The following is a 23,124-nucleotide window of genomic DNA, read 5'->3' as shown; positions in this document are numbered from 1 at the left end:
GCACGATCGACCGGGATCGCAGTGAATACTCGCCCCATCGAAAACCCGAGTCGACCAGCGTGTCCGCGCACTGATGATCCGCGAAGGCTATCCCAATCCGATTCCTTCCGTGGCCATTGGCGCAGTGGGACAACAGGGTGTCGCCCCGGTGATCTCACCGTCCCACGCGGCCTGCTGCCCGGCGTCGGGCCAGTCGGCGCTCGGCGGAATCGGTTGAGGTTTCAGCACGCTCGGCGGCGCAACCACCACGGCCATCGTCGTCTTGGCGCGGGCCTAGGTCTCACCCGAGTTCTGGATCCTTCCCGTTGTTTACGGGCCGACCCGGGATCGACAGCGACGGCTCGTTCGAGAAAGAAGCACGAGCAAGAAATCACCGAGCCGATCAACGAAAGCAGGCCCCGTCGACGCGTCGACGGGGCCTGCTCGGTACGGGGGTCGCTCAGGAAGCGGAACCGGACGAAAGAAGCTGCAGGATCGGGATGTCGGAGATCGTGCTGCCAGTGCTGCTGCCGGTCGAGAGCAGGCTGGAAATGAAGGAAGAGATGTCCATGAAATTTCTCCGTACGCCGAGGGGGATACCACGACGCGGGGATTGAGCCCCGCGACCGAGAGTATGTATATCGGATTCAAACGACCCATGTGAAGGTTTTTGTCGAACCGAACCTTTCGTGACCCCGCTGCGAGCATCTGCCGAGGGTCGACGCGCCACAATTCGGGCAATCGACCGACTCGGTGCGCGGCGCGTCGGGTAAGAAGCTCTCATGCCTTTCGCCGACGAACTCATCGGCCCGGATGCAGCCCGCACACTGATGCGGACCATCCGGACCGCAGCACCGAGCGCAGATCTGTCCGTACTCGAAGGGTCGATCGATCGGTTGGGTCCGCTCGCGCTTCGAGCCCGCGCCGATCTGTTGCGCGATGCCCTTCTCATTGGATTGCCCGGCGACTACCCGGAGTTCGCTCGCACCATCCGCCGGGCTGCCGAGGACCCGGACTTCCAAGGATGGTCGATCTGGCCGGTCACGAGTGCCGTGGCCATGAAGGCCGTGGACGAGCAGACATCCGCCGCGTTCGACGACGGGATGTCGCTTCTGGCCGAACTCACCGGTCGACTCAGCTCGGAGTTCGCCATCCGCACGTTCCTGCGAGCCGATGCGGATCGGGCTCTCGCGACAGCGCTCGAATGGACGCAGTCATCGGACGCGCACGTGCGTCGTCTGGCATCGGAAGGCACCCGCCCGTACCTTCCGTGGTCGGTCCGAGTCCCCGACATTCTCGCGCGCCCGGGCGTCACGGTGCCGATCCTGGACGAGCTCTACCGGGACGACAGTGATTACGTTCGGCGTTCGGTGGCCAACCACCTGAACGACTTCAGCCGAGACGTACCGAATTTGGTCGTTCGATCCGCGGCGCGGTGGCTCGACGACCCGGATGCGAACACCGACCAGCTTGTGCGACATGCGCTTCGGACCGTGATCAAGAACGGACACATCGACGCACTCGCGTTGCTCGGGTTCGCTCCGGCCGACCTGGAAGTGGACGGCCCCACCCTCGACGTCCCGGAGCTGCGGATCGGCGACAGCGTCCACTTCGAGGCCTCGATCCGCAACGTCGGCACCGAACCGGCCAAGGTCGCGATCGACTACATCGTCCACCACACCAAGGCGAATGGCCGGATGACAGGGAAGACGTTCAAGCTGACGACAAGAACGATCGCTCCCGGTGAGAGCATCGACGTCGCGCGGCAGCATTCCTTTCGGACGTTGACCACACGCAAGTACTACCCGGGCCCACACTCGATCGAGCTCCAGATCAACGGTGCGAGTTACGGTTCGGCGGAGTTCGTGCTCGTCGGCTAGCCGCGGCTTTGTACTGCCCGAATGCGGCACAACGGGCACATCCGTACGGTCGAAGAGGTGCGCGAGAAGTGGCGGTGGCTGGCAGTGGTGCTCGGCATCGCCGTGCTCGTCGCCACCCCCTCGGTGATCGCACGCCTGCCCGTCGGCGCGTCGGACATCGGCGCGGCCGAGCTGCTGGCACAGGTCCAGTCCTCCACCGCGACGCCGTACTCGGGCTACGCCCAGGCGGTCGGCGGTGTGACTCTGCCGGTGACCGACGGGCTCGGCGGCCTTCCGGATCTGTTGGGCGACACCACGACCCTGCGCGCCTGGTATCGCGGCCCGGACAGCTGGCGCGTCGACACCGTGCGCCTCGCCGGTGAGCGTGGTCTCTACCGGAGCCCGGCTCGGCTGTGGAGTTGGGACTACGAACAGAACACGGCCGTCGTGACACCGGTCCCCGAGCCGAGCCTGCGCCTTCCTCGCCAAGCCGACCTGTTGCCCCCGGAGCTCGGGCAGCGGTTGCTCAGCGAAGCGAGCGCCGGTGAGGTCACCCGGCTTCCGGCTCGCAGGATCGCCGGCCGGGACGCCCCCGGCCTGCGGCTGATTCCCAGCGAGCCGCAGAGCACCGTCACCGAGGTCGACGTGTGGGTGGACCCCGACAGCGGGTTGCCGCTGCAGGTCGACGTGCTGGGCGACGGGGCCACTCGCCCTATCGTCAGCACCGGATTCCTCGACTTCTCCTCCGCGACTCCCGACGCCGACACCGTCCGTTTCGTCCCACCGCCGGGAACCGATGTGCAGCAGCAGGACGGGCTCGACATCGCCTCGTTCGCCGACGGGATCGACTCCGCCCGGCTTCCGTCGACTCTGTCCGGACTTGACCTGAGAGACCGCGGCGGTCAGGGTGCGGTGGGAATCTACGGCCGCGGAGTGACGGAGTTGATCGCCGCTCCCCTGCCACGCCGCGCCGCGCGCGGGCTCGTCGACCAGCTGCGGGCAGCCCCGGGCGCAGTCCTCACCGGCGGCAGCGTCGCGCTGTCGATCGGGCCGCTCAACGTCCTGATCACCGAGCCCACCGCCGATCGGCGTCGCTACCTGCTCTCCGGCACCGTCACCGCAGAGACCCTGGCCACCGCAGCCCTGCAGCTCGAAGGAGCAGCCACATGATCCGCACGACCGGCCTGACCAAGAGCTACGGATCGGTGCGGGCAGTCGACGGCGTCGACCTCGACGTGCGCGCCGGCGACATCTACGGCTTCGTCGGTGCCAACGGCTCCGGCAAGACGACGACCGTGCGCATGCTGCTCGGGCTGGTCCTGGCCACCTCCGGGCAGATGCAGGTGCTCGACGAGGAGATGCCGCGGCGACGCAGGAGCGTGCTGCCGCGGGTGGGAGCGTTGATCGAGAACCCCGCCGCCTACCCCAATCTCTCCGGACGCCGGAACCTCACGCTGCTCGACGCGGCCGGGCCGGGTGGTTCCCGGCGTACCAGGACCGCCCGCGTCGGCGAGGCCCTCGAGCAGGTGGGCCTCGCCGGGGTGGGACGCAGACCGGTCAAGCAGTACTCGCTCGGCATGCGGCAGCGACTCGGCTTGGCCGCCGCGCTCATGCGCACGCCCGAGCTGCTGATCCTCGACGAGCCGACCAACGGTCTCGACCCACAGGGAATCCTGGAGATTCGAGAGTTGCTCCTGGGCCTGCATGCAAAGGGCACCACGGTGTTCCTCTCCAGCCACCTGCTGGCCGAGGTGGAGCAGCTGTGCGACCGAGTGGGAGTGCTGGATCGGGGTCGCCTCGTTCTGCAGGATCAGCTCTCGGCGTTCCAGCAGCCCACCGGCCGAGTGCTCGTGACCACCCCCGACCCGGCCGAGGCCGTCACCGTACTCTCCGGAGTCCGGAACGCCACCGTGCTCCACCGTGAAGGGCAGCACCTCGTGATCGAACACCCCGACTCGGCCCTGCTCAATCGACTGCTCGTGGAAGGAGGGGTACGGGTGAGCGAGCTGACGACGCAACAGATGAGTCTGGAGCAGTCCGTGCTGGCCGTCACCGGTGCCAGTGCCGACCGCGTTCCGGCGCGCTCCATGACGGCCGGGGTGACCGCATGATCGGCGTCGAGCTGCGCGCGATGCTGAGCCGTCCCCGCACGTGGGTCGTCATTCTCCTGCTCAATCTGCTGCCGACCATCGTCGCGGGACTGCTGGCCCTGACCGATGTCGGTCCGCGGCCCGGCGAAGGCCCCGCCTTCCTGTCCGCGGTGATCACCAACGGTCAGCTCTTTCCGCTCGCCGCTCTCGCCATCGTGCTTCCGCTGTTCCTGCCCGTCGCGGTATCGGTCATCGCAGGCGATTCCGTCGCCGGGGAGGCCCAGGCCGGCACCCTGCGCTACCTGTTGGCCCGCCCGGTGGGACGGACGAAGCTGCTGGTGGCGAAGCTGATCTCGGTGGCTGCCTTCGTGCTGCTGGCCGTGGTCATCGTGGCCGCCGTTGCGTACTTCGTCGGGACGACGCTGTTCGACACCACGTCGTTGGCCGGCGTCTCCAGTGTGTCCGGCACGGTGCTGACCGATCAACAGGTCGCCGCGCGCACCGTCATCGCCGTGCTCTACGTGACGCTGTCGATGCTCGGAGTCGCTGCCATGGGGTTGTTTCTGTCGACCCTGACCGACTCACCGCTCGCCGCGACGCTGGGCGCATTGGCGTTCCTCATCGCCAGCTCGCTGCTGCTGACGCTGGACGCCGCCGACGCCATCGCGCCGTACCTGCCGACACGGTACTGGTTGGCTTTCGTCGACCTCTTCCGCGACCCGGTACCGACGCGGGACCTGGTCCGCGGTGTCGGGTTGCAAGGCGTCTACGTCGTCGTGCTTTTGGGTGCCGCGTGGGCGAACTTCACGACGAAGGACATCACGAGCTGAGACGGCTGCAATCAGCTGCGCCGAGCTGGGTGGTGGAGTTGCCGTCCAACTGGGCGGAGACCATCGCGGCGACAAGCGGGTCACGGGGCAGATTTCCGTGGTCGACGGTGGAGTCCGCACACACGCTCTGGACGGGGATGTCTATCGCCCCGTCGAGTTGGGCCGAGTTCGGCGGGGTCACCACCTGATCCAGTTCGGTCCAGATCGACACCCACTGCGGACCCTCCGGCGTCTCGTCACCGGAGTTCAGGGCGGTGAGCACGGAGCTGTCCGGGGCCAGCTGTTGGCAGGCGGCCGCGCACTGGTCGGGCACGAACTGGGCTGCCAGAGCAGCCACCTGGGTGCCGTGGTGTGGCGAGCCGAGGGTCACGATGCGTCGAGCCTGCTCTGCGCCGCCCAGATCGTTGGCCCAGATCCGGGCCACCACTCCGCCGGCGGAATACCCGACGACGTCGACCGAGGTCGCTCCCGTCCGAGTCAGAGCCGCGTCGACGGCGTCGTGCAGGGTCTGCGCCTGCACGGTCAGATCGCCGACGCCGCCGTCGGGCAGAGCCACGACCGTCGCGTCGCGGCCGTCATCCCGTAGTTCGGACGCGAGCACCTCCAGCGCGTCCGTGGAACCGCCGAACCCGGGGACCAGCAACACCGGGCCGGGCACGGACTGGTCGACGCTCGCAACGGGGTCGCTCGTGGGGCGGGATGCGACGAAGGCCGCCACGGCCGCGACGACCCCGACCAGAACGAGAGCAAGGACGAAAAACGCGAGACGACGACGAGCGGGGGCGAGGGAGGCGAACACTCCATCCAGTGTGCCCGTCGCGTCGGCCGAATCGACGGGCTACTGGATCCGGGTACGAAAAAGCCCCTCACGGATTGCTATCGGTGAGGGGCTTCTAAGTCTGAGCCGCCTAAGAGAATCGAACTCTTGACCTTTTCATTACTTGTCCGATGGATCGGCCGAAATCGTGTCACTCTTCCCGGCCCTCACAGAGCTGCCGGCGGCCGCATGAGCGCCGTCAGAAGGGTCGCGGACCTCGATGCCGAAGGCCGCACAGCGATCCTCTTGCGGCTCGCTGTCGAGCACCCCACACTGGTCGACGACGCACTCGCTCGGCGTGCCAACTACACGTCCTGTAATTCCCGGCGAGAACAGTCGCGCGGAACAGTTGACACGGGTGGTCAAGGCACAATGCGCGAACGATCCGGCGACGATGTCGAGTCAGTCCGGTCTCAGTTTGTGAACGACCAGCAGGTCCATTTCTCGGCGCTGATACCTGTCGTCTCATGAACAACAACGATCTGGTCGCGTCGTGGGGTACGTGGCAATACGCACAGTCCTTGTCCAAGCGCACAGTCTCCGAGCGCGCCGATACCGTCCGACGGATGGGCCGATGGCTCGACGCGGACCCAGCGTTCGTCCAAACCGATGACGTGGTTACTTGGCTCGCCGAGGCCGGACCGGAGTGGAAAGCGTCGACGCGGCACACGTTCCATTCGCATCTCGTCGCGTGGTTCCTGTGGCTGCAGAAGATGGGCTACCGCACCGACAATCCGATGACGATCGTCGGGAAGCCGCGACGGCCGCGCGCGGATCCGCACCCGGTGCCGGATGAGCACATGCCTCGACTGTTGTCGCAGCGGATGCACAAGCGGACGAAGGCCATGATCATGCTGATCGCGTTGGCGGGGTTCCGTGTTCACGAAGTGGCGAAGGCCCGCGGCGAGCATTTCGATCTCGTTGGTCGCACCGTCACCGTCGTCGGCAAGGGCGGTGTTCGGGCGGTCCTGCCGCTGCATCCGTTGCTCGTCGAGATCGCGTGGACTATGCCGCGAACCGGGTATTGGTTCCCGTCGAACTCTCGGCGCTCCGGGTGCGTCCTCCCCCGTTCGGTGGGGACGATTGTCAAGCAGGTGATGATCCGGGCCGGTGTCCCGGGGTCGGCGCATTCGATTCGGCACTGGTACGGGACGACGCTCGTCGACTCGGATGTGGATCTGCGGACGACGCAGGAGCTGCTCCGCCACGCATCGTTGGCGACGACGCAGATCTACACGAAGATCGCCGACCACCGGAAGGCGTCGGGCATCGACACCTTGGATCCGTGGCGGTCCGAGAATGCCCCGGTGCTTCTGCAGCACAAACGAACTGGCACTACGGCTCGTTATCTCGACGACGCCGCCTGACAAACTTTTTTGAGGAGAAGACGATGAGCCGTACCCAATTCCCAGTTCTCGCCGCCCGAGTCGGCACTGTCGCTATCGCGGCGGGCGCGTTCTGGTTGTCGTTCACTGCGTTGCAGGATCTCGCGGTCAGGTCGGGTGTCCCGGCTTCGCAGGCGTGGGTGTGGCCGCTGATCGTCGACGGTCTGGTGTTGGTGGCGACGGTGGCGGTCGTCGCGCTGGATGAGCACCGCTGGTATGCGTGGTCGCTGCTCGGCGCTGGTGCGGCGTTGTCGCTGGCGGGGAACGGGTTGCACGCGACGTATGCCGGTGAGTTGCCGGTCGCGGTGCGGATTCTCGTTGCCGCGGTGCCGCCGCTGTGCTTGCTGGCGGTGACGCATCTGACGGTGTTGCTGTCGAAGACTCCGCCGTCGTCGGTGCGGGTTATGGATGTGATCGAGCAGCCTGCGGGGGTGCCGCAGTTGGTGACGGTGGCACGCCGTGATGATGTGGAGGTGCCCGATCTGGGGGCGTCGTTTCGTGCGGCGAGGGCCGGTTCGGCGTGACCTGAGACCGTGCAGTCTGGTAGACAGCACGGATGAAACGGACATTCTTCGTCGTCGCTGGCTGCGCGGCACTGTTGGTCGGGTGCTCTTCCGAACCCGAGGCCCCTGACACCGTCCCGTCGACTGTGGCGGACGCTGTCACGACGTCGCCGAGCGCGGTGGGGACCGGCGAGCTGCAGGCCATAGACGTCGAGGTGTATGGCGATCGGATCAAACGGGCCGCCGCGCCGTGCATCGAATCGACGGCGGCTGCATTCTCGTCGGAGTGCCTGTTCGCGGTCACTGACACCGTCCTCGTGTTGAACGAGATGGAGGAGAACGTGTCGGCGAGCAACCCGATGACCCTCGCGGCGATCGACGACACGAGGACGGTGTTCAAGGATTGGGTGCTCGGTGGGTGCACGACGTCGGCGGCGAACAGTCAGGAGCGGCGCGAGTGCATCTTGAAGGCTCCGACCGCGGCTGATGCCGAAGATCCGGTGTGGGCGTGGCACGACGAGAACACGTACTGACTTCGAACGCACGAAACGCGCCCCACCTCGGCGATGAGGTGGGGCGCGTTTCTATTCGTCGTTGAGTTCACCCGGGCGGGCGGGTAGGTCGAGGTTGTTGTCGACGATGCGGCCTCGGAGGCGCGCTACGTAGGTGCGGAATCCGAGGACGAGGCGGTCGAGTTTGGTGATCCGCTCGTTTCGGTCGTCGACTTCCGCCTCGAGGGTTCGGACGCGGTCTCGGAGTCGGTCGATTTCGGCGTCGTGTTCGGCGCGCATTTCGGCGCGGTCGGTTTTGCGGGCTTCCTTCTCGGCTGCGTAGTCGGCGCGGGCTTCGTCTCGTTCTTTGATGGCTTGGCCGAGTGCGTCGAGTTTCGAGCGGGACAGGGCGGTGATGATCGTGGCGACGCCGGCGACGATCGCGGAGATGAGAGCGCCTGCGACCCCCATGTTCTCGGGGGTGAAGACGGTCTCGGCGGCGATGGTCACCGATGACGCCACGAGGTTGGTCACCTGTAGCCCCTCTCTGCGCAGCCGATGGCGAGCGCGGCGTTCAGTAGCGCGACGAATATTGCGATGTCGGCTGCGAGGACGGGTGTGGGTGGTTCGGAGTACCAGGCTCCGAACCAGATTGCGCAGCCGTAGAAGAACCACACGAATACGGATAGTCCGTGGGCGATGACGAATCCGTGGCCGCGGATTGCGCAGGTGACGAGCCATGCTCCGGAGAGCGCGAAGAGGAGGACCCAGACGGGGCCGGCCTGCTCGATGTACATGACGAGGTTGATTTGGTCAGGGGGGAGGGGGCGGCGGACCAGGTTGGATGGCCCGAGGTAGAGGCCGCCGACGCTGATTTGCATTGCGCCGGCGGCCCCTGCCGCTAGTCGGGTTCCGAGCATCAGTTTCCGGCGGAGTGCCGGCCGTCGTTGAACGTGACTGGTCCGCCTGCTTCGCCGAGGGTGTCAGCGGAGTATTCGGTGTCGGAGACTGTCTCGGGTTCGAGGTCGATCACCGAAGGTGTGACGGGGGCCGTCGACGGGAGTCCCTTGCTGGCACCGAGATTGACGGTCGCGAGCGATGTCAGGATCGAGAATAGAACGGCGGTGCCAGCGATGGTGACCGCGTCTCGCCAGTTGACGTCGGCGAATCCGCCGGTCGCGGGGATGGCTGCGACGAGGCTGCCGGCGAAGGTGCGGGCCGCGCGGTCGCCGAGGTCGATCAGGAAGTTCCCGGACGTCAGTGCGGTCGAGCCGACGAACGCCAGGAGCACGGTGACGACGGTCGCGAGGCCTGCCGAGCTGAGTGCGACGGGCCACGACACGGATACGAGGGTCGCGCCGGCACCGAGGAACAGGAGCACGTTCTGCAGGAACGTTTTCGATGCACGGTCGGCGAGGTCGATCCAGAATGCCCGAGTGTCGACGGACAGATAGGCCGTCTCGACGGTCGCGGTGACGTGAACGGTGTTGCTTTCGGAAGGGGCCATGATCAGTTCTCTCTGTTTGGTTTTCGAGCGGGATGGTTCAGGTCAGGACGAGGTTTCGGCCTTGGTCTGCTGGATGGTGTCGCCGGATGCGAACCGCGCCTGCAGCGATTCGACGAGCTTGCGAGTGGCAACTGCCTCGGCGTGGGTTTCGAGGGCCCAGAACACGAGGGAGCCTTCGCGGTCGTCGCCGGGCACGTGGGACTTGTAGCCGTCCCACTTCGTTTCGTTCCAGACGTCGGCGAGCATCGCCCGGGCCCAGGCTTCGTTGCCGTCCTTCACTTCGGCGTGCTCGCGGTCGCGGACCTGGCGGACCTTGTGCGGTGCGCCCCACTGCAGGGCGGCGTGCTGTTCGGGTGTCATGGGTGCGGGTCCTCCTGGATTGGGTGCGGGTGGTGTGACTGTGCCGAGGCGCATGATCAGCGCCCACGTTTTCGGGCCGACTGTGCCGTCCGGTGTGAGCGTGGGGTCGGTGCGCTGCAGGGCCGCGATCGCATCGCGGGCGTCACGCCACTTCCCGGTCTGCGGGATGCCGAGCTTGGCCTGCATCCGCTTGATCCCGGCGACGTGATGCGCGGGCGTCCCGGGTGCTTCTCCGGAAACGGACTCGTCGGGTCCGTCGAACGGGCCGAAGAACCAGCCCGCGGGCAGTGGGAAGTCGTCGGGGTTGCCCGCACCGGCGACGGCCGGCAGATACCAAAAGTCGTGGAACAGTGGGTCGTTCCACGCGCGGGCAGACGCGGCTACGACGTGCCCGGATCGGTTGCGGTACATACCGCGTGACTCGAAGTTCAGTCCGTCGAAGGTGCCGGCAACGTGCGAGTTGTAGCCACCTCCGCCGTGCATGAACCCGAGCTTCACGAGGGCGTCGGCGGGGACGTCGGATGCTTTCGCGACGTGGATGAGTCCGAGCTGCGCGGCGTCACCGGTGGCGGTCGCACCGTAGCGGCCGGGGCGGTTGCAGTTCTCCGTCGACCCGTAGCGGCGGTTCGCCTGCATCCCTTGGACGTGGGCTGCGACGGCGAACGCGAACCAGGAGCAGTCACCGCCGGGGTTTCCGCTCCCGCCGTAGGCGTAGGGAAGCCAGTCCTTCGACCAGATGTATGCGCGGGTCGCGTCGACCTGCGTTCTGGATATTGTTCGCATCAGTCCTCCTGTGCGGGTTTGGTTTTGCGTCGGTTGAGGAAACGGCCGGTGATTGCAGCGGCGCGGATGACGGTGGAGCGCGGGTCTGGGATGAGCGCGAACGTGAGGTTCAGCAGGGTCACTGCGCCGTCGAGGCCGTGTTCGCGGATGTAGTTTTCGGCGAGGTCGGTCCGAATGAGGTACATCGGCCAGGTCGTCCACGATCGGTACTCGGCGAGCTGGTCGACCGTGGGGTTCTCGACGATCTCGGTTGTCTTGTCCTCGTGGACGAGCCAGACTGACCCGGCGGGCGCGTTGGCGGCGAGGAGCTCGATGAGTTGCTCGCGGGTCACCCTCACGGCTCCACCTCGTAGCCAAGCTCGGCGAGTGCCCCCTCGTGCGTCATCTCGGCCTTGTAGCGCCGCTGCGGTGACAACCCGCCGCCCGGGTGAGCGATGGCCCCGCCGTTACGCCACGCTGCGTACACATGAGTCTCGGCGCCGAATTGCGCTGTTGCGGGCCACACTTCGACCGCAACGTAGTGATGTCCGTCGAACGCAGGATCGAGTAAATACAAGCGTGCGTCGCCGTTCCAATTGACGAGATCTGGATTCATGTCGGGTTTGACACGGACAGCTTTCATGCGACTGCGCCTCCTGGGGTGTAAATGATGATCAGCCGACCGTTGGCACCTGGGCCGCCAGGTCCGACTCCGGCAGGGTTGAGGTTCGTTTTCGACCCGCCACCGCCACCGCCACCACCTGGCGCACCGCCTGCACCGCCGTCGCCGGGGTCCCCGAAGGCACCACCGAACGAGCCACCGCCGCCACCGCCGCCGCCACCGCACGGCACATCAGATTCGATGGGCACCGACTGTCCCGGTTGGCCGTTGCCACCAGCGCCAGCAGTGGTGCCCGCACCACCATTGCCACCGTCAGCCAACGCCGACGCGCCGCCCTTGAATCCGTTGCTCTGACTGAGTCCGCCGTCGCCGCCGCTGCCCGGAGCAGACGTCGACGCAACCGCGCCCTCCTTCGTGAGGATCGATCCCGGCGCTCCGGACAGACCGACCAGGTACGTGCCGAACGACGTCGTTCCGCCCGCCTGCAGGTTCGTTACACCGCCCGCACCGACCGCGCCGTTGACGGTGGCCGGTAGGTCTGCGCACCTGAACTCTTTCAGCTGGTATCCGCCATGTACACCGCCGATCGCAGTGTTCGATTGACGCGAATCCTGGCCACACTGACCACCATTGAAGACCGCGACCTTCACTGTTCCGCTGCCCGGGTTTTCCCACACGAAATTGCTCGAGTACACGGTCCGCGTACCACCGCCTTCGAGTGCAGTGACGCGAACCTCGAGACCCTCGATCGAACCGGCCTGCTCGGCTACCTGCTGGCTCGCGTTGTCGGCCTTGTTTCGAATTCCGAGGAGCCCACCGATGAGGTCGGCAACGCCGCCGATGATTCCGAATGCACCCTGCACGAGCATCGCGACAAGTCCACCGATGCCGTTGCCGAATCCGCCGAACAGGTTGTTCGTCATGTTGTTTCGGCCGTCGCCGTATGCGGCGTCTACGCCGGCCCGGCCGGCTGCGCGGATCTTCGCTTCCGACTCCGATTGGACGTTCGCGACACCCGTCCCGCCGGCAGTACCGGCGTACGCGGTGTCCGGTGTCGGGCGTTCCGGAGCGATACCCATCAGTCGACCTCGACCGACGACACCGCCGCCTGATCAGTCGCATACCCGTCCAACGCGGTCGGTGCCTCCGGTGGCCGGATGACACCGCGTTCCTGCAGCTTCTCGGCGAGCTTGATGAGCTGCGCCGCCGACGCTTGATCGAGGTCTGAATCTTCGAGGATCGGCTCCTCCGCCGCGACAGCAGCTTCGACCACCGCGACGGGTTCCTCGTGATCGATGTCGACCCACTCGATCATCCCGACACCCATCCAATGCACACCCTCCGCCTCCGGAGCACCGACGATGATCGCCTTCTTCGTCTGCAACTCCGGGTGATGACGGAACCCGCCGTACTCGATGAGGTTCTTCGACATCTTCCGCAGCGACACTTCGGGGACGATCATCGGCACACCCGACCCGTCCTCCAACCCGAGGAGCGCCCACAGCGCGGCCTCCTCCGGATCGTCCGGATCACAGAATGCTTGCAGCGGAATCGCCATGGTTACACCACTCCTAGTTTGTGGCCTGCAGCGGCCAACGATCGAATGAGACGGATGTTGCGTTCGCCCGGGGCTTCGTTCGCCCTCGGGTCGCCGACGATCGCCGACCAGCCCGCACTATCGCGGTCGTAGTCGTAGTCGATCTGTGATGCTTGCTCGACGAATACCGTTCCCTTGCGGGGGAAGTCGCGGAGCGTGAGCCCGATCCTCGTGCCGAGGAACCAGTGCCCCTGACCGCGATCGCCGATGTAGTACGGCCGGCCGTCGCCGAGCTTCGCGTGATGCGTCGTCCGAGGCCGGGTCTTGTGGAACGTGTCCCGGATCGTCATCGCCGACGAAAGGGTGTACGCCCGTTTCGAATCCGACGCGATCGCTTCCTGATAATGCGACCACCCATACCGCAACGATCGGACCGGGCTCTTGATGGACCACCAAGCTCCGAGCGTGTCGAGATACAGCGGTTTCAGAAATGCATTCGCGATGACCCCGGCCGTCGGGAGCGCGATGAACTGCCCGAGGTAGTTGCCGCCCAGCACAATCGCCGCTTCCAAGCCCTCGTTGATTCCCGGGGCCGAGTGGCCTCCGGTGACGACTTGTATGACGGTGCCGGGGGTGAACGACCATTCCGACGCATCGATCCCCGAGATCTTCCCGTCGCGGTACACGATGTACGGCTGACGAGGGAACGTGCCGAGCCACTTCCCGACGATGTTCTGGTACGGATCGATCGCACCCGTTGCGTTCGTCACGATCTCGTCGACGAGGTTGTCCGCGATCTGCACGATCGTCCGCTTCAACCCATCCCAGATCGTGCCGCCCGTCGACGTCTCCGACCAGTACCCGGACACATCGACGATGTCGAACACGATCGTCCCGTTCCGCAGGTTCGCGCCAGGCCACGGAGCGGGATCGCCCGTCAACCAACGCCGCGTCGTCAACATCAACTGCGCATCAGCGAGGGACGGCTCCGCCATATCGAACCAGTACTCGAACCTGCTGGACAGCACCGTCCACGGTGAAGTATCCGAACCGAACGCGTGCGGAACGACGACCATGTTCCAGTTCGACATGTTGAACAACTGACCCCACTGCGACGGGTCCAGCGGATCATCCGGGAGAGCCCACCAGTTGCCCTCCATCCTCATAATGTTCAGGAACAGAGCAAGTTTCAGCATGTACCGCGACGGGCCCGCGACAGCGAAAGCCCTCTTCTGCACGATCGCCGGCAGGAAAGGTGAGTTCCAGACCAACAAATTCTTGGTCTCTTCCACGTCGTCGAGGAACGACAACTCGACGTACCGCTTACCGTCCTCGCCCTTCACGATCTTCGTCGACGCATCGCCGGCGCAACGGCCACCCCAGCGGGCACCGTCCTTGTCGAACGTGATGTGAATGTTCTGCTTCGTCCGCCCGTACGGATCGACAGCCCAGTTCGTCAACCAATGACCCACCGGGAGAAGCTGCCTCGCGGTGCCGGTGTTGTTCATCCGCCACCGGAAATGCCCCTCAGCTTCCGTCGTGATCCGGCCGCGATACACCATGTCGCCGTCCCACAATCGGACGAGACCACGCTTCCGGCGGCGACGTTGAGTGCGTTCCTTCTCCCGCTCCGACTCCTCCCAGATCCGATCCATACGCGCCAACAGCGCCGGATCCTGGAGAAGCGGATTCGTGGGATCTGCTGCTACGACAGACATTGCGTCACACTCCAATCAGGGAAGTCCAGTTGCGGGTCTGCCGCACCATGACCGTCATGCCCGGTGCCGTGCAGGTGATCGGAATGTCGATCGGGTCGGTACCCGGCGGCACCTCGAACTCGAATTCGACACCGGCACTGCGGCCCACGAACATCGGGTTGATGTTCGACCGCCACGTCTCGTTGTCCGGGTACGTGTCGATCGTCAGTTCCTCACCGACAGCGAGAGACGGAATCCAGATCGCACGGGCCCGGTACTCGTAGTCGTCCTCTTCCGGGTCGGTCTCCCATGAGAAATCGGGGATCTGCGCGCGGGCGATGACCGACCCGCCGGAAGGGTTGTCGATGATCCACTTGTGGTGCATCGGCCAGTCCGTCGGATTGGACGTGACCACCGTCCCCCGGTACACCGTGTTGAACGACTGGTTCGGGGAGCCCTGCAGCACAAGTGGACTCGACAATGTCACGCGGGAATCGTTGTTCGCCTGGAACACATCGACGACGTCATCCTCGATCCAGAACGGCCACGTCGGACGGAACTGCATCACCACGAACCCGTACGAGTTGAACGCCGGATCGTTCTTCGGCGTGAACTTGAGGTTCTCGATCAGCTGCACTTTCAGCTTCCGGACCCCGCCGTCCTGCGTGGTGCCCTCGATCGTCGTCTGCTTCGCAGTCGACCACGCCCGCTTCCACTTCGAGAACGTCTGCTGCCACGTCTGACCGGGCACCGGGACGAGGTGAATCGTCCAGACGCCCGTCATCATGTCGACCTTCTCGCCGGTGAACGTCGCCGACTGCTGATACGCGCCCTGCGTCCACAACGTCGTCACCGGTGTCTCCCAGAACCCCTCCGGGCTCTCGCCGAGACCGGCCCCTTGCAGGCCGGCCCCGGCACCCGAGATGATCCACTCCGAGCCGTCGACACCGACGATCTTGAGTTGAATCAACTCGTCCTGCACGAACGGGCTCGTCATGGCATCGTCCCGTAATGCGTTGCAGCGTCGACCATTTCTGCCACCTTCCATTTCTTGATCGCGTCATCCGCATCAGTGACGCCGTACAGGTGGAACACCGACCCGGGACGCCCGTTCGACGACGGAGACGACGGCCCCAACGCGAGATTCGCGCCGGCATTCATCGCCTGCAGAATCGACGGGTTGTCGCCCGCCGTCGCCGCCCGGTTGTTGACGACGAACTCCTCGTCCGTCAACCACGCCGGGATCTTGTCGACCCCGGACTGTCCACGAACCTCACCGCCGTTATAGAAACCGCGGATCGGGTTGTAACGCAGCCCCGCAACGAGATTCGCCAACGGGTTCTGCGGATCATTCGGCAGGCTCGGGTCACGATGCTTCGCGAACTCCTCACGCGTGAGCGCCAGCAGATTCGCGGGATCGCCGCCCGACTGCGCCGCGATCCGATCGAGAGTCGCGGCAGTCGACGACAACGAGTTGCCGGTCTCCTGCAGCCCCTTCTCGACGATCGGAGCCCACTGTTCCGGGCCCCTCGACGGGTCGTACAGCACCGGTGAATCCGCCAGGATGTCCTTCTGTGACGCCCCCGCACTGCCAGGGTCGAACACAGTCGACGACGGAGCACCGACCGTCGCCCCGGCCGCCGGATCGGACTTGAGAGCATCGGCGAGCATCGCTGCTGCCTTCACCGCGCCCGGGAGCTCGTTCGGGAGCCCGAACACCTCGAGCGCATCCTCGACCTGACCCATCACGAAGTCGCGGGCGAAGTTCCCCGCGAGCTCCGACCACGACGACGGCAGATCCGACTCCCCCGCCGGCTTGGTACCGGCCAGGTTCAACGCCTGCTGCGCCTTGAACAGATCCGCATCCGCCTTCCGGCGCTGCGCCTCCGTCGCGTCCGGGTCGTCGTAGACCTCGTTGCGGCTGGTGTTCGCCGACTCCAACGCAACCTGCGCATCGATCCGCTCCGACTCCGCATCGGTGAACGCACGGCCCAAGGCCGGCGCTTGCGGTGCCGGCCCTTCCTCGACGTACGCCGCGGCCTCGTCCTTCTTCGCTTGCAGATCTGTGACCTTCTGCTGCGCCTGCTGGACTTTGATGTTCGCGGCCGTGACATCCGCCGACGTCGCCTTACCCTCGGCGAGCTTCGCCTCGACCTCGTTGCGCGCTTCCTCCGCCAACGTGATCGCGTTCGCAGCGGCGTCGAGATCGAGCTGCTGCTTCGCCGTCCACTCCGGGGCCTTCGACCTCGAGCTGCGGGACCCGCGCGAGACGGACATGCCGCCGTCGCCCTGCTCGATCGGCAAGTAGGCGTGATCGGTGAACTGAGACGCATTTGCACCGACAGAACCGCCGACCATGCCGCCGCCGTAGCCGCCGCCCATCTCGACGTTCGTGCCATCAGGCAACGTCCCCGCAGTGTGACCACCACCGGGGCCGCCGTTCATCCACCCGAACCGCAGATCACCAGGACCACCCTGACCGGACTGGAATCCCATCGCGGACAGTGCCGAGCCCATCGAGGCGGTAGCGAACCGCGCCGCGAACGGAGCGAGACCGACAGCGAACCTGGCGATCGCCGACATAGCCGCCGAGCAATCACCCCAGTTGATGCCACCGAAGACGTACTTGTCGCCGGTGAGCGGCTTGCCTTGCGACCCGTTCACGAAATCGAGCAGGTCCCGCGACGTCACCGAACCGACACGGCCACCGGTCTCGTATCCCGGCAACTTCGGGAACGTTCCCGCGTTGATCGCCGCGATCTCGCGGTCGTACTTCTCCGACGACCGCTCGTTGACGACCCACTCGCCACGGTTGACCCTGGCGACGGCCTGCCCGTTGTCGGCGATACCGACGAACCCATCGACCCGCTCGGTGCCCGGTCCCGTTGTCGGGAGACGGCCACCTCCAGCGAACGGCGGCAATGCAGCCACCGGGCCCTGGATGTTGCCGCCTTCGCCGCGGAAACCCTCGACGCGACTGCGGTACTCGCGAATGTCGAACTCGATCTTCGCGAACCGATCGGCCGCCGCCCTGTCGATCGCGTCGTTGATGACCTTCGCGTCAGCGAGGGCCTTCTCGACCGCCAGCTTCACCTCCGGCTCGGCCGTCGTCAGGTCGAGCTTGGAGATCTCCTCCATCGTGACGTCGCGGCCGGTCAGGAACTTCGACAGCACGAGGTTGACTTCCGGAGACATCGTCTCGAAGTCGAGCTCGGCGATCGAAGCCCGAACCTCACCGTCGGCGAGATAGAACCGGGTCGTGTCGGCATCGAACTGTGCCGTCGCGCCCGTAGCGCCGAGCTCGGCGAGAGCGTTCTTCACTGCCTGATTCGCGAGATCGAAACCGTCTGTCTTGGCTGTGATCTCGATCAGGCCGATCGTTTCGTCGAGGACCTTGACCTGATGGCCGGCGTCCTCCAACGCCTTCCGCGCCGCCTCGTCCTCGACGATCATGTTGATCACCCGAGGCGCACCGTCGGGCAGCTCGTCGAGACGCAGCTTCAGCTCGGTCAGCGCGCGGGCCGCCTCGGTACCGCCGTCGACGACCAGCGCGGTGTCGACGACGTCCGGGACGAGACCGAACTGCCGAGCCAGCTCGGCGACCTTCTCGATCGGAAGGTCGTACATGTCCGCAAGGGACTGCAGACCGCCCTCGATCTTCCCGTACGCCTCCTGCCCGGTCACACCCGAGACAGCCAAATTCTTGAACTCTGTCGAGAGCTCGATCAGGCTTTCCCGCAACGCTTTCGCGTTCGACTGCTCCGGGTTCAGGTTGCCGTCGAGACCGATCAGCGCGTCACCGAGACCACCGATCGGGTCGGCACCCTGCGCGGCCGCCTCGGCGAGCTCCCGGACCGTCTCCGCCGTATCGAACAACGCGGACTGCGTATCCGTCTCGAGGATGCCCAGACCCTTGAGGACCGTCTCGAGTCCCTGCAGCTTCTTACTCGAATCACCGGCCGCCGTCTCGATCTCACGGAGGCCCTCCGAGATCGTCATGCCCGCAGGCCCGATCTGCTCGAGCGCTTCCTTGAGACGCATGTACTCGTCGCGTTGCTGCCGCAGCCAATCGTTCGCAGCGACACCCTCGGCGGTCCCATCGAACAGAGCCCGCGACAGTTTCGCGTACTCCTCCGCCGAGCCACTCACAGCGGCCGCGACGTCCTCGTTCGAGATCTTCTGCCGATCGAGAACCCCGACGACACCGGCGGAGGCGTCTGCGAGCTCGTCCTGCGCCAGCGCCGCGTCGAGCGTCTCGCCGCGCGTGATCCCCAGCTTGACGCCGAGCGCGTCGAGGACAGCCACGTTCTGCTGCATCAGGCTCGTACCGGTACCGGCGAGCTGCTGCTGCTCCCCACGCAACGCACGAACATTCGAGGTCAGCGTCGACGTGATATCGGCCTGATCGCCACCGGCCATCGCCGTCAGGAGTTCACCCTGCGCCGTCGCCGCGGCCGTGGTGGACTCCGCCAGGATGCGTTGCTGCGTCGTAGCTTTCGCGACACCCGACTGGTAGTTGAGGACACCGATCGTCGCGGCGAGGAGCGCGACACCCCACGGACCGCCGAGGACACCGGCCGCCGAGGAAACACCGGCACGCAGAGCACCGACCGCCGGCGTCACACCGGTCCGCAGGGCCGCCCCGAATCCACGGGCCGTCGACGACGCCCCGATGAACTGGTTCTGCATCGTGCGGATCGTCGACGAGTTGTTGCCGAGGGCACGCATAGCGCCACCGACGACACCGATCTGCGGAGCCAGTCGACGGAAGTCGCCCGTCATCGCCGACAGTGACGCCCGGTAACCGGCCGTCGCACGATCAGCAGAACGCACCTGCCCCTGGATGCCACCGACACCGGCAGAGACACGACCCATGATCGCCGGGATGGTCTTGAACAACAGGAACGCCGCAGCCAGTCCGACGACGAGGCCCTGATTCGATTCGAGCACTCCCGCAGTCGCATTCAGCGCCGGAACCAGTGTCACATCGAGGATTCGCGCCGATGCCTCGAGCGTCGACAGGAAGATGTCCCACGTCGAGATACCGAGAGCAGCGGACGCTTCCGCAAGTGACGTCACGATCGACCCGACAGCAGGTGCGACCTCGCGGCCCGTCGCCACCAGTTCGTCGAACACGCCTCCGAGGCGACCGACCGACGTCACCGCGATATCGGACTCACGGAATTTGCCGAAGGCATCGACTGCGGACTCACCGAAACCGGTGACCGCCGGGATGTATTTGTTGATCAGGTCCTGCTCGAACCCGGCCATGATCGGTTTCGCTCGAGCCTCGAGGCCGTCGATACCGTCGGTGACGGCACCGAACCCCTTCGCCGCCTGGCGGAAGAACGGTCCCGCGAGGGTGGCACCGAATCGGCCCGTCGCGGCACCCATGTTGTCGAGCGAGCCGCGGACGGTGTTACCCGCTTTCAGTGCGGCACCACTGAGACCTGTCTCCATGGCGTTCTGGAAGGTCGCAAAATTGATCGCGCCATCCGACGCCAGCTTGAGGGTTTCCTCGGCCGTGGTGCCGAGCTCCTGGCCGAGTAGCTGCACAATCGGGATGCCCTGATCGGCGAGCTGTCCGATGACGTCGCCCTGAATCTTGTTGGCGGCCGCGACCTTCCCGAAAATTGCGCCCATATCCGTCAGGCCGACACCCGCGATGGTCGCCGCGTCACCGGTCAGTTTCAGTGTGCGCGTGAGATCTTCACCGGGCTTGATCCCGGCAGCGACCGCAGACGCCGCGACCGTCGCAGCGTCACCGAGCCCGAACGCGGTGCCCTTCACCGACGCCAGCGCCGACTCCATCACCTTCGACACCGTGGTCGTCGAGTTCCCGAGACCGGACAGCTTCGCCTGCGCCTGCTCGATCGAGTTCAGCCGACCGAGACCCTTGGTGATCGACGCCGCGAGGAACCCCGATGCAGCGGCACCGGCCGAGGCGACACCAATTTTCAGTGTCTTCCCGAGACCGGCCGCGAGCTTGGTGCCCATCCCCTGGCCGGCGCGATCGGCCCCTGCCTGAGCGCCGTTGAGAGAGTTCTGGATCTGCCGTTGCATCCCGTTCGTCGACGCGACAATCGAGAGGTAGCCAACGCCGAGTTCGGTCACGAATCCTCCTGCTGTAGATACACGAAAACCCAACGAGGACCGGCACATTGGCTCGGTCCTCGTTGGGTTTCGGGTGTGGGGTAGTTACTCGTTCGCAGCACGACGGCGCGCGAGCTCGTCGCGGATCGCCTTCGCTTTGGGATTCGGTGGTTTCTTCGTCTTCGGTTTCACCGACACCGGCGCTTCGCCGCGTTGCCGGCGCGCGAGCTCGGCACGCACATCGACGACGGTGCCCTTGACGACCGGCGCCGATTTCGCGGCCTCCCGCTTCGCCAGCGAGACCCGCGCGAGCTCGACAGTCGACTTCGGAAGGTTGTCCTGATCAGCCCCGGCGAGACGCCAGTTGATGACCGCGAGAGAATCCTCGATCGACGCGAGCCTGCGGATCTCCGGATCGGCGAACACACCCATCGGGTCGACGAGCCGCCGGAATGCGGACACCCCCGGCAGGTGGTCGAGCCACGCCTCGAGGTCGTGCCAGCCGAGGGTGTCACCGAGCTCGTCGAGTGACCTGCCGACATTCAGCAGATCGGAGCGGATAGCCCCCTCTACTCCGTCGCGTCGGAGGAGTCGGAGGAGGCCGAAGATTTTTCCGGGGCAGCCGGGGCAGACTCGGAGTTCCAGTACTCCCAGATGTCCTGCTTCTCCTGGTACGACAGCTCCGAGACCGCGGCCGCGGCCTTCGGGTCGAGGTGCCCGATCATCTGCTCCATCACGTCGAGCGGCGATGGGTAGCGGCCGAGGGGATCAGAGTCCGGGACGACGTTGCCCTTCTCCCGCTGCTCGGCGCGGTAGGCGGTGACCTCGGTGAACCGTTGTGTGGTCCACGCGTCGACCTTCGAGGTGATCGGGTAGGAGATGTATCCGAGCTTCGGCAACGTGAACTCGACGTCCTTTTTGTTGCCGGCCTGCGGGATGGTGATTTCGACGGGGTCCGCCTGGAATGAGCGTGTTACTACGAGTCCCATTGCACCGGGGCCTTTCGTGTTGGAGGTGTGGAGCGAGCACCGGACCGTGAGGTCCCACCCGGCGAGGGTGGCCCGGTGCAGTGGGGGTGAACGAAAACCCCGCCGGGTGGGAACATGGGAAAGCCCCGGGGCCCTTGCGGGCACTCCGGGGCTTTCAGTGGGTGGGGCGATCAGAACGAGGGGACGAGCATCTTCCCCGCGACGACGTACGACGAGTGCATGTTGCTCGGCAAACCGCGGCGACTGTAATGCCGGTACGTCGTCGACGAATCCTTGTGGCCCATCGACTTCGCGACGATCTCGAGCGGAACGTTCGCATTGAGTGACGCTTCGCAGAATGTGTGCCGCAGGGTGTGCGGCGAGATCGAGCGATTGATCCCGGCCTTTTTCGCGAGTCGCTTCACCACCCGGGCCGCGGACGAACGCGTCATCCGTGACCCGTCGCGGCGGCGGAGCAGCGGCCCCGTCGTGCGGCCGTCGATGGCCCGGTCGACGGCCTGGATGACCATCGGGGGCTGTGGAACTGTCGTCACCTGCCCGCCTTTCTGCGTGAACAGGAACACGCGGTGCGCCTGTTCGACGACTGTCGAGGTCTCTACATCGAGGGAGCAGGCAGCCGAGACGCGTAGTCCGCAGATCCCCATGACGAGGGTCAGCGCGTAGTCGGTCGGTGTGGACGCGGCGGCGACGTCGACGAGCCGGTCGAATTCGCGGGCGGTCAGCGACTTGGCCCGCGTGTTGTCGATCTGGATCCTCGGGAGCTTGACGAGTCGGCACGGGTTCTTCCGCACCAGATCGTCGTCGAGGGCGAGCTCGTAGAACTGGCGAAGCGTTGCCATGCGGTGGTGGATCGTCGAGATCGCGTTGCCGCGTTCCTCGGCGAGGTACCGCACGAAGATCTCGAGGTGCGTCCGGTGTGCTGCGAATACGTCGAGTCCGTGTCCGTCGCACCAACCGAAGAACACTTTGAGGTCGTCTCGGTAGGTTGCTCGGGTGTTCTCGGAGTCCCACCGGCGGATGAACGAGTCCGCGTAGAACTCGCGGTCGATCCCGTCGAGGGTGGTGGCGTTGATGGTGGGCAGGGTAGCGTTCAGCACTGGTCATCTCCCAGGTCACATCTGGTGGGTGGCTTGGCCCCGCCCGGTGTTAGCGCACCGGCGGGGCCGTTCTTCGTTTCAGACCGTATCGAACGAATCGGACATTTGGCGACACGGTGACCGATTTGTTACACGTGGAGCGCGTAACAATTGCCGTGATGTCCGTGTGTGCCATCACCCCAGCATACGGACAACTCAGTCGCCCTCGTTGGTGAAGTGTTGGCGCTCGCATTCGGGATCGGTGCAGTCGTGGCGGAAGTCCTGCCGGTGGTTGAACGAGACGTCCTCGCCAGCGTCGTAGCAGCTAAACCGGTGACCGGGATAGTCCGTGCAGTGTGCAGCGTACGGTCCGGGATCTCCGCACTCGCCTTTCCGAATCTTGCTCAGGTTCATCTCACCGGTCCATTCTTGGTGTTATGGGCGGTAGCGGGGCCTCGGCAAACGGCCCACGCGACCGGATTACCACACAGAAACATGACATTCGGTAGTCAACTGTCACGCAAACC

General features: G+C 65.6%; 22 protein-coding genes. 7 read left to right on the top strand and 15 right to left on the bottom strand.

The annotated features are described in order from the left end of the window. Positions 1 to 761 precede the first annotated feature (761 nt). The 4 genes from CH302_RS23805 to CH302_RS23790 are packed head-to-tail and all read left to right on the top strand — an operon-like array spanning position 762 to position 4,758. Complete coding sequence (locus CH302_RS23805) at positions 762 to 1,859, top strand: DNA alkylation repair protein (protein ID WP_037187982.1); 1,098 nt, start codon at positions 762 to 764, stop codon at positions 1,857 to 1,859. 21 nt (positions 1,860 to 1,880) lie between these two features. After that, complete coding sequence (locus CH302_RS23800) at positions 1,881 to 3,008, top strand: LolA family protein (RefSeq protein WP_052047351.1); 1,128 nt, start codon at positions 1,881 to 1,883, stop codon at positions 3,006 to 3,008. Next, a complete protein-coding gene (locus CH302_RS23795; protein ID WP_037187980.1) occupies positions 3,005 to 3,949 on the top strand; it encodes an ABC transporter ATP-binding protein in 945 nt (314 codons plus the stop codon). The genes CH302_RS23800 and CH302_RS23795 overlap by 4 nt, the downstream gene beginning before the upstream one ends. After that, positions 3,946 to 4,758, top strand: a complete 813-nt coding sequence (locus CH302_RS23790) for an ABC transporter permease (protein ID WP_037187978.1) — start codon at positions 3,946 to 3,948, stop codon at positions 4,756 to 4,758. The genes CH302_RS23795 and CH302_RS23790 overlap by 4 nt, the downstream gene beginning before the upstream one ends. On the opposite strand, the gene CH302_RS23785 is transcribed toward CH302_RS23790, so the two are convergent. Further along, positions 4,748 to 5,557, bottom strand: a complete 810-nt coding sequence (locus CH302_RS23785; RefSeq protein WP_052047350.1) for a lipase family alpha/beta hydrolase — start codon at positions 5,555 to 5,557, stop codon at positions 4,748 to 4,750. The two genes, CH302_RS23790 and CH302_RS23785, sit on opposite strands and share 11 nt — an antisense overlap. 485 nt (positions 5,558 to 6,042) lie before the next feature. On the opposite strand from CH302_RS23785, the gene CH302_RS23775 reads away from it, so the two are divergent. The 3 genes from CH302_RS23775 to CH302_RS23765 are packed head-to-tail and all read left to right on the top strand — an operon-like array spanning position 6,043 to position 7,996. Continuing rightward, complete coding sequence (locus CH302_RS23775; protein ID WP_082323485.1) at positions 6,043 to 6,942, top strand: tyrosine-type recombinase/integrase; 900 nt, start codon at positions 6,043 to 6,045, stop codon at positions 6,940 to 6,942. A 23-nt stretch (positions 6,943 to 6,965) separates the two neighbouring features. Continuing rightward, the gene (locus tag CH302_RS23770) at positions 6,966 to 7,484 is read left to right on the top strand and encodes a DUF2637 domain-containing protein (protein ID WP_052047349.1); all 519 of its coding nucleotides are present in this window, start codon (positions 6,966 to 6,968) and stop codon (positions 7,482 to 7,484) included. Between the two features lie 32 nt (positions 7,485 to 7,516). Next, complete coding sequence (locus tag CH302_RS23765; RefSeq protein WP_141216722.1) at positions 7,517 to 7,996, top strand: hypothetical protein; 480 nt, start codon at positions 7,517 to 7,519, stop codon at positions 7,994 to 7,996. Between the two features lie 51 nt (positions 7,997 to 8,047). Here the strand turns inward: CH302_RS23765 and CH302_RS23760 are convergent, their stop codons facing one another. From CH302_RS23760 to CH302_RS23690, 14 genes are all read right to left on the bottom strand, one after another. Further along, positions 8,048 to 8,488 (bottom strand): hypothetical protein, encoded by a 441-nt coding sequence (locus tag CH302_RS23760; RefSeq protein WP_037187967.1) that lies wholly within the window; start codon positions 8,486 to 8,488, stop codon positions 8,048 to 8,050. Continuing rightward, positions 8,485 to 8,751, bottom strand: a complete 267-nt coding sequence (locus CH302_RS23755; protein WP_230596156.1) for a hypothetical protein — start codon at positions 8,749 to 8,751, stop codon at positions 8,485 to 8,487. The genes CH302_RS23760 and CH302_RS23755 overlap by 4 nt, the downstream gene beginning before the upstream one ends. Before the next feature lie 122 nt (positions 8,752 to 8,873). After that, positions 8,874 to 9,461, bottom strand: a complete 588-nt coding sequence (locus tag CH302_RS23750) for a holin (RefSeq protein ID WP_037187965.1) — start codon at positions 9,459 to 9,461, stop codon at positions 8,874 to 8,876. Positions 9,462 to 9,503: 42 nt separating this feature from the next. Next, the gene (locus CH302_RS23745) at positions 9,504 to 10,604 is read right to left on the bottom strand and encodes a hypothetical protein (RefSeq protein ID WP_037187964.1); all 1,101 of its coding nucleotides are present in this window, start codon (positions 10,602 to 10,604) and stop codon (positions 9,504 to 9,506) included. Further along, positions 10,604 to 10,942: a hypothetical protein gene (locus CH302_RS23740; RefSeq protein ID WP_141216721.1), complete on the bottom strand. Its 339-nt coding sequence runs from the start codon at positions 10,940 to 10,942 to the stop codon at positions 10,604 to 10,606. Before CH302_RS23740 ends, CH302_RS23745 begins: the two co-directional genes overlap by 1 nt. Further along, complete coding sequence (locus tag CH302_RS23735) at positions 10,939 to 11,226, bottom strand: hypothetical protein (RefSeq protein WP_037187961.1); 288 nt, start codon at positions 11,224 to 11,226, stop codon at positions 10,939 to 10,941. The genes CH302_RS23740 and CH302_RS23735 overlap by 4 nt, the downstream gene beginning before the upstream one ends. Beyond that, positions 11,223 to 12,284 (bottom strand): glycine-rich domain-containing protein, encoded by a 1,062-nt coding sequence (locus CH302_RS30280; RefSeq protein WP_052047348.1) that lies wholly within the window; start codon positions 12,282 to 12,284, stop codon positions 11,223 to 11,225. Before CH302_RS30280 ends, CH302_RS23735 begins: the two co-directional genes overlap by 4 nt. Continuing rightward, positions 12,284 to 12,763, bottom strand: coding sequence for a phage gene 29 protein family protein (locus CH302_RS23720; protein WP_052047347.1), 480 nt, complete (start codon positions 12,761 to 12,763; stop codon positions 12,284 to 12,286). The genes CH302_RS30280 and CH302_RS23720 overlap by 1 nt, the downstream gene beginning before the upstream one ends. 2 nt (positions 12,764 to 12,765) lie before the next feature. Continuing rightward, positions 12,766 to 14,460, bottom strand: coding sequence for a Gp37-like protein (locus CH302_RS23715; protein WP_037187958.1), 1,695 nt, complete (start codon positions 14,458 to 14,460; stop codon positions 12,766 to 12,768). Between the two features lie 4 nt (positions 14,461 to 14,464). Beyond that, entirely contained in the window at positions 14,465 to 15,436 is a 972-nt protein-coding gene (locus CH302_RS23710) for a hypothetical protein (protein WP_037187956.1), read from the bottom strand. Next, the gene (locus CH302_RS23705; RefSeq protein ID WP_037187954.1) at positions 15,433 to 20,553 is read right to left on the bottom strand and encodes a tape measure protein; all 5,121 of its coding nucleotides are present in this window, start codon (positions 20,551 to 20,553) and stop codon (positions 15,433 to 15,435) included. Before CH302_RS23705 ends, CH302_RS23710 begins: the two co-directional genes overlap by 4 nt. Before the next feature lie 84 nt (positions 20,554 to 20,637). Next, on the bottom strand, positions 20,638 to 20,958 hold the full coding sequence (locus CH302_RS23700) for a hypothetical protein (RefSeq protein ID WP_141216719.1): 321 nt from the start codon (positions 20,956 to 20,958) through the stop codon (positions 20,638 to 20,640). A 143-nt stretch (positions 20,959 to 21,101) separates the two neighbouring features. Continuing rightward, the gene (locus CH302_RS23695) at positions 21,102 to 21,521 is read right to left on the bottom strand and encodes a hypothetical protein (RefSeq protein ID WP_037187950.1); all 420 of its coding nucleotides are present in this window, start codon (positions 21,519 to 21,521) and stop codon (positions 21,102 to 21,104) included. Positions 21,522 to 21,691: 170 nt separating this feature from the next. Further along, positions 21,692 to 22,618 (bottom strand): tyrosine-type recombinase/integrase, encoded by a 927-nt coding sequence (locus CH302_RS23690; protein ID WP_037187947.1) that lies wholly within the window; start codon positions 22,616 to 22,618, stop codon positions 21,692 to 21,694. Positions 22,619 to 23,124 lie beyond the last annotated feature (506 nt).

The organism is Rhodococcus sp. 15-2388-1-1a (assembly GCF_002259145.1).
Classification (GTDB): domain Bacteria; phylum Actinomycetota; class Actinomycetes; order Mycobacteriales; family Mycobacteriaceae; genus Rhodococcoides.
This window is presented reverse-complemented; position numbering and strand designations above follow the sequence as displayed.